Origin of the sequence: Kitasatospora sp. NPDC047058 (genome assembly GCF_040643935.1) — a bacterium.
Taxonomy (GTDB): Bacteria; Actinomycetota; Actinomycetes; order Streptomycetales; family Streptomycetaceae; genus Kitasatospora.
This window is the reverse complement of sequence record NZ_JBEYVJ010000447.1, coordinates 1-5,089: the sequence shown is the minus strand read 5'-3', so window position 1 is coordinate 5,089 and position 5,089 is coordinate 1. Positions and strand designations below refer to the sequence as shown.

General features: G+C 73.0%; 5 protein-coding genes. 2 read left to right on the top strand and 3 right to left on the bottom strand.

Annotation, left to right across the window (positions count from 1 at the left end; translation table 11 throughout):
- Positions 1-127 precede the first annotated feature (127 nt).
- From ABZ885_RS35050 to ABZ885_RS35040, 3 genes are all read right to left on the bottom strand, one after another.
- Entirely contained in the window at positions 128-397 is a 270-nt protein-coding gene (locus tag ABZ885_RS35050) for a GlsB/YeaQ/YmgE family stress response membrane protein (protein ID WP_360197986.1), read from the bottom strand.
- A gap of 92 nt (positions 398-489) precedes the next feature.
- Complete coding sequence (locus ABZ885_RS35045) at positions 490-2,886, bottom strand: collagenase (RefSeq protein WP_360197983.1); 2,397 nt, start codon at positions 2,884-2,886, stop codon at positions 490-492.
- Positions 2,887-3,266: 380 nt separating this feature from the next.
- A complete protein-coding gene (locus tag ABZ885_RS35040) occupies positions 3,267-3,467 on the bottom strand; it encodes a hypothetical protein (protein WP_360197981.1) in 201 nt (66 codons plus the stop codon).
- A gap of 99 nt (positions 3,468-3,566) precedes the next feature.
- Between ABZ885_RS35040 and ABZ885_RS35035 the strand changes: the two genes are divergently transcribed.
- Positions 3,567-3,863 carry a cation transporter gene (locus ABZ885_RS35035; RefSeq protein WP_360197978.1) on the top strand — a complete coding sequence of 99 codons (297 nt, stop codon included), beginning with the start codon at positions 3,567-3,569 and terminating at the stop codon, positions 3,861-3,863.
- Positions 3,864-4,003: 140 nt separating this feature from the next.
- Positions 4,004-5,089: heavy metal translocating P-type ATPase (locus ABZ885_RS35030; RefSeq protein ID WP_360197975.1), on the top strand; the 1,086-nt coding region annotated here is incomplete at its 3' end.

Genomic DNA, 5,089 nt, shown 5'->3' with positions numbered 1-5,089 from the left:
TGCGCGCTGCCCGCCCCCCCCTGGTCGTGTTCACACCCGACGCGGTGAATCACCCCGCCGGCCGCGTCGGGTGTGGCGCCCGCCCGGTCGGGGCGGCCGCCTCAGCCGACGCGGCCGGCGGGGAGATTCACCTCTTCGGGTGAGACCTCGACCAGGCGGGGGCGACGAGGGCGACCAGGGCCACGGCGAAGCCGAGCTGGAGCGCGTGGCGGATCCAGTCGATGCCCCTTGTTTCGCCGACCCCCAGCCAGCCGGCCACCCCGTTGCCCAGCCAGGCGCCGGCCGCGCCGAGCAGCATCGTCAGCCACCACGGGATCGCCTGCGGGCCGCGCAGCAGCAGCCTGGCCAGTACACCCAGCACGAAACCGATGAGGAGGATCCAGAGCAGCTGGAACATGGCATTCCACCTTTCGGGGGGTGTCGTCCCATGCTCGCCCCGTTGACCCGCCCCGGCACGTCGGGGACGTGCCCCGCCGCCGGCGGGTCGGGTCAGCGGCGCAGCGGTCCCTCGCAGGTGAAGTCGGCGGTGCCGGCCCGGCCGCCGGGCCAGACGTCGACCTTGCCGAAGGAGCAGTTCATGTCGTTGAGGTTGTTGGCGCCGGCGACGTTCCCGGTGCGTCCGAGGATGAAGTAGTCGACGGTGCCGGACATGTCCTTGAAGACCTGGTCGGGGTTGCCGGCGTCGGCGAGGTTGGCGGTGATGCGGCCGGTGCAGACGAAGCGCATCGGCTTGTTGTCCCAGTCGCCGTTGTCCTTGCAGTCCGGGGTGATGCCGGTGGCCCGGGCGACGGCCTTGCGGACCTCGGACGGCCAGGCCAGGTCGAGCCGCTCGTTGGGGGTGAAGGTGGTCACCGGGACGTAGAGGTTGTCGACGTCGCGGATCTCGGCGTCCAGGAAGGCGTTGTACTCGGCCTGGAGGGCGGCGTCCGCGCCGACGCGGGTGCGCCAGGCGTTGAAGCCGGCCGGGTCGTCGGCGCGCTGGTAGGCGTACATCTCGCGGAGCAGCGAGGGGTGGCGGAGCCAGAGGAACTCGAAGAACGTGCCGGCGTAGTTGTAGAAGTGGAAGGCCGGGGTCTGCTCGTAGGTGGCGTGGATGAGCTGGTCGACTGTGAGCCGGGGGATGCCCTTGGCCTCGTCGGCGGCGAGCTTGCGGACCAGGGACTTGCGGACCAGGACGCCCTGGTCGCGGGTGGCGCCGTCGAAGAACTCCGCGGTGCCCTCGTCCATCGCGGTGGTCATGTTGCCGGCGTACCAGCGGGGCTCGTTGAAGTAGCCCGGGGTGGCCCAACGGCCGTTGAGGTAGTGCACGTACTCGTGCCGGAACAGCTCCTCGAGGGTGAGCTGGGAGTCCTGGGGCACCCGGCGCTGGTAGGTGTAGAAGGTGGCGCCGCGCTCGATGTAGATGCCGCCGTTGGCGGTGCCGTAGCCGGTCAGGACGGGGTGGTAGACCTCGTAGTCGGCGCGCGACGCGTAGAGGTGGATGTGCAGCGTGGTGTTGGTGTCCCCGGCGAGCGGCTGGTCGGTGCCGAGGACGCGGAAGTACTGGCTCTTCACCTGCTTGCCGGCGTAGTACATCTGGTCGACGGTGGCCTTGTCGAGCGCGGTGCGGACCTCGATGGCGCCGTTGTCGTAGCGGTAGGTGTGGGGGAACAGCCGGTCCTCCAGCTGGCTGATGCAGACCCCGTACTGCTCGCAGACCCCGAAGTAGGCGGCCCAGCCGATCAGCTTGGCCCACGGGTCGGAGTACTCGCCGAACGTCGTTTTGGTGGTGTCGAGGAGCTGCCCGAGCTCGGCGACGACGCCGTCGCGCAGGGCGGGTATCTGGCCGAAGCGGCCGTACTCGGCCATCGCGTCGCGGGCCGCCCAGGCGGTCTTGGTGCCCTTGAGGTGGCCGTAGGAGGCGAAGGCGCGGACGGTGGTGCGGTAGGCGGGGTCGGCGGCGACGGCCGCCATGAACGCCTGGTCCTGGTTGCGGATGCCCAGGTAGTTGAGGTTGAGCGCCTGGAGCACCGTCTTGCTCCACTGGGCGTTGTCGGCGACGGTGGTGCCCGGGGCGAGGACGGCGAGGATCCGGCGGGCCAGGGTGAGGTTCCGCTGGCGCAGGCCGTCGCTGCCGGCGGTGATGGCCGCCTCGCGCAGGATCGCGGCGGCCCGGTCGGTGAGGTCGAAGGCGTGGGCGCTCGCGGTGTAGGCGTCGAGGGCGCGCTGGACCGCGGCGAGCGTGTCGGCGTCGGTGACGTCGATCTCGCCGTGGCTGTAGTCGTGGTAGACGGTCGCGTGCAGGAACGTCCAGAGCTCGTAGAGGTGTGAGGAGCCGGTGCCGTCGTCGGTGGCGGACAGTTCGGTGACGCGGTCGGCCACGGCGCGCACGTGGGCGTCGTCCATGGTGGTGGCGAAGCGGGCGTCCCAGGTCCAGAGGATGTTCTTCAGACAGTCGTCCGCGCCGACCGCGGGGTCGGTGAGGAAGGCGACGAGCTGCTGCGGGTTCAGGCCGGTCATGCCGTCGAGGGTGCAGGGGACGCCGGCGGCGGTGCTGGGGACGGCCGTGCCGGGGGTGTCGGCGGCGGTCTGACCGGCCGTCGGGGCGGGCGCGCCGGGCTGGTCGGCGAGCAGGCCGGGGATCAGGGAGTCGCCCAGTGAGCCGCCGCCGGGGGCCGGTGCGGCGGTGCCGGGCTTGGCGACGGCGTCGCCGAGGTGGTCGACCTCGTCGTACGCGGTCCGCTCGGGGGCGTCCTGCGCCGTCGTAGGTGCCGCCGCCGGTGTGGGTGCGGTGGGCGCCGCCGGGGCGGACGGCGCGGCCTGGGCGCTCTGCAGCGCGGGCAGCGTGAGGGAGGCGGCGAGCGCGGCCGCGAGCAGGATGCGTCGTGCGGAGGGGGAGGATGACACCGGGTCTCCTTGCAGGGGGCAGCGACCGGCCGGTCGCGCGGTGGCGCGGGGCGGCGGCTGCCGAAGTGGGGGCGGTGAAGTGGCGCTGCGGGAGCCGGACTTGGGGCTCCGGCGGTGCTGCGTGGTGCGGGGCGGTGCTGTGCGGGCGGTGCAGGGCGGGGGGAGCTCCGCCGTCGGAGGCATGGCCGTGCAGCCCGGGGCGGCCGCGTGGGGTCTGCGGCCGTCGTCGGTGTGATCAGTACCATAGTAATGTGAAATTGCACACGCAAGAGGCGGGAGCCGCCGTTTTCCGCCCGCCCCGGGGGAGGGTGAGCCTGCGTCAGCCCGGCAGCGGACCGGGCGCCCTCACGAGGAGGACGCCCGGTCCGCCCGGTCCGCTGTCAGTCGACCAGTTGCCGGAACTCGGTGACCCGCAGGCCCAGCGCCTGGAAGCGGGCCAGCAGGCCGTAGAGGTGGGCCTCGTCGACGATCTGGCCGACCAGGACGGTCTCGCCCGCGAGGAGGCAGCTCTCCAGGTCGGGGAAGCCCTCGCGCCGCAGGACGTCCGACATCCAGCCGGCGACTCTGATCTCGTAGCGCATGCGTGGTACCCCGGATCGGACGTTCCCGGATCGGCGTTCCCGGACCGGACGCGGGCCGGTGTCCCGGCAGCGCCATCCTGCCACCCACCGGAGGACCTCATGTCCTGCTGCTCCACCAACGGCACCTGCTCCACCACCACCGTCGCCACGACCGCCACCGCCATCGCCGAGGCGGCCCCGGCGGCCGTCACCACCGTCTACGCGGTCGCCGGGATGACCTGCGGCCACTGCGAGCAGGCCGTCGGCAAGGCGGTCTCCGCCCTGGCCGGCGTCACCGCAGTCTCGGTCGACGTGAAGGCCGGCCTGGTCACCGTCTCCGCCGGGGCCGAGCCGGACGAGGCGGCCCTGCGCGCCGCGATCGACGACGCGGGCTACGACCTGACCGGCCGCGCCTGACCCCCGCGGGCCCCGGGGCCCGTAACTCCCGTAACCCCCCAGGGGGTATCGGGCCCCGGGTCGCCGCGGCCGCCGACCACCTTCCGAGCACGACCACGACCACGACCCGCGAGACCCGCGAGACCCGCGAGGAGCCCCAGATGACCACCCAGGCACCCGCCTCCACCGAGGTGGAACTCCAGATCGGCGGCATGACCTGCGCCTCCTGCGCCGCCCGGATCGAGAAGAAGCTCAACCGGATGGACGGCGTCGAGGCCACCGTCAACTACGCCACCGAGAAGGCCAGGGTGGTCGTCGCCGAGGGCGTCGAGGTCGCCGACCTGATCGCCACCGTCGAGGCCACCGGCTACACCGCCGCCCTCCCGCGGCCCGTCGTCGCCGAGGCCGCCGCCGGTGAGCCGGCCGGCGCGCCCGACGAACTGGCCCCGCTGCGGCAGCGACTGGTCACCGCACTCGCGCTGGCCGTCCCCGTGATCGCGATGGCGATGGTGCCGGCCCTGCAGTTCGACGACTGGCAGTGGCTCTCGCTGACCCTCGCCGCGCCCGTCGTCACCTACGCCGCCTGGCCCTTCCACCGGGCCGCCTGGACCAACGCCCGGCACGGCGCGGCCACCATGGACACCCTGGTCTCGCTCGGCACCGGGGCCGCGTTCCTCTGGTCGCTCTGGGCGCTGTTCCTCGGGAACGCGGGCATGCCCGGCATGCGGCACGGCTTCGAGTTCACCATCGCCCGCAGCGACGGCTCGTCCAACATCTACCTGGAGGCCGCGGCCGGCGTCACCGCGTTCATCCTGGCCGGCCGCTACTTCGAGGCCCGCTCCAAGCGCACCGCCGGCGCCGCGCTGAAGGCGCTGCTCGAACTCGGCGCCAAGGACGTGACCGTGCTGCGCGGCGGCACCGAGGTTCGCATCCCGACCGCCGAACTCGCCCTCGGTGAACTGTTCGTGGTCCGGCCCGGCGAGAAGATCGCCACCGACGGCGTGGTCGTCGAGGGCGTCTCGGCCGTGGACGCCTCGATGCTGACCGGCGAGTCCGTACCGGTCGAGGTCGCGGTCGGCGACGCCGTCACCGGCGCCACCGTGAACGCCGGCGGCCGGCTCGTGGTCCGCGCCACCCGGGTCGGCGCCGACACCGCGAGCAACTGGTCGACGACTTCAGCGTGTTCGCGCAGACCTCGGCGGCCACCCTCGACCTCGACCTGGCCGACCCGGGGGCCGACGCCTGGG

Bases quoted from the DNA above. Each gene is read 5' to 3' on its own strand.
- ABZ885_RS35050 (WP_360197986.1), bottom strand. From the start codon at position 397: ATGTTCCAGCTGCTCTGGATCCTCCTCATCGGTTTCGTGCTGGGTGTA.
- ABZ885_RS35040 (WP_360197981.1), bottom strand. From the start codon at position 3,467: ATGCGCTACGAGATCAGAGTCGCCGGCTGGATGTCGGACGTCCTGCGG.
- ABZ885_RS35035 (WP_360197978.1), top strand. From the start codon at position 3,567: ATGTCCTGCTGCTCCACCAACGGCACCTGCTCCACCACCACCGTCGCC.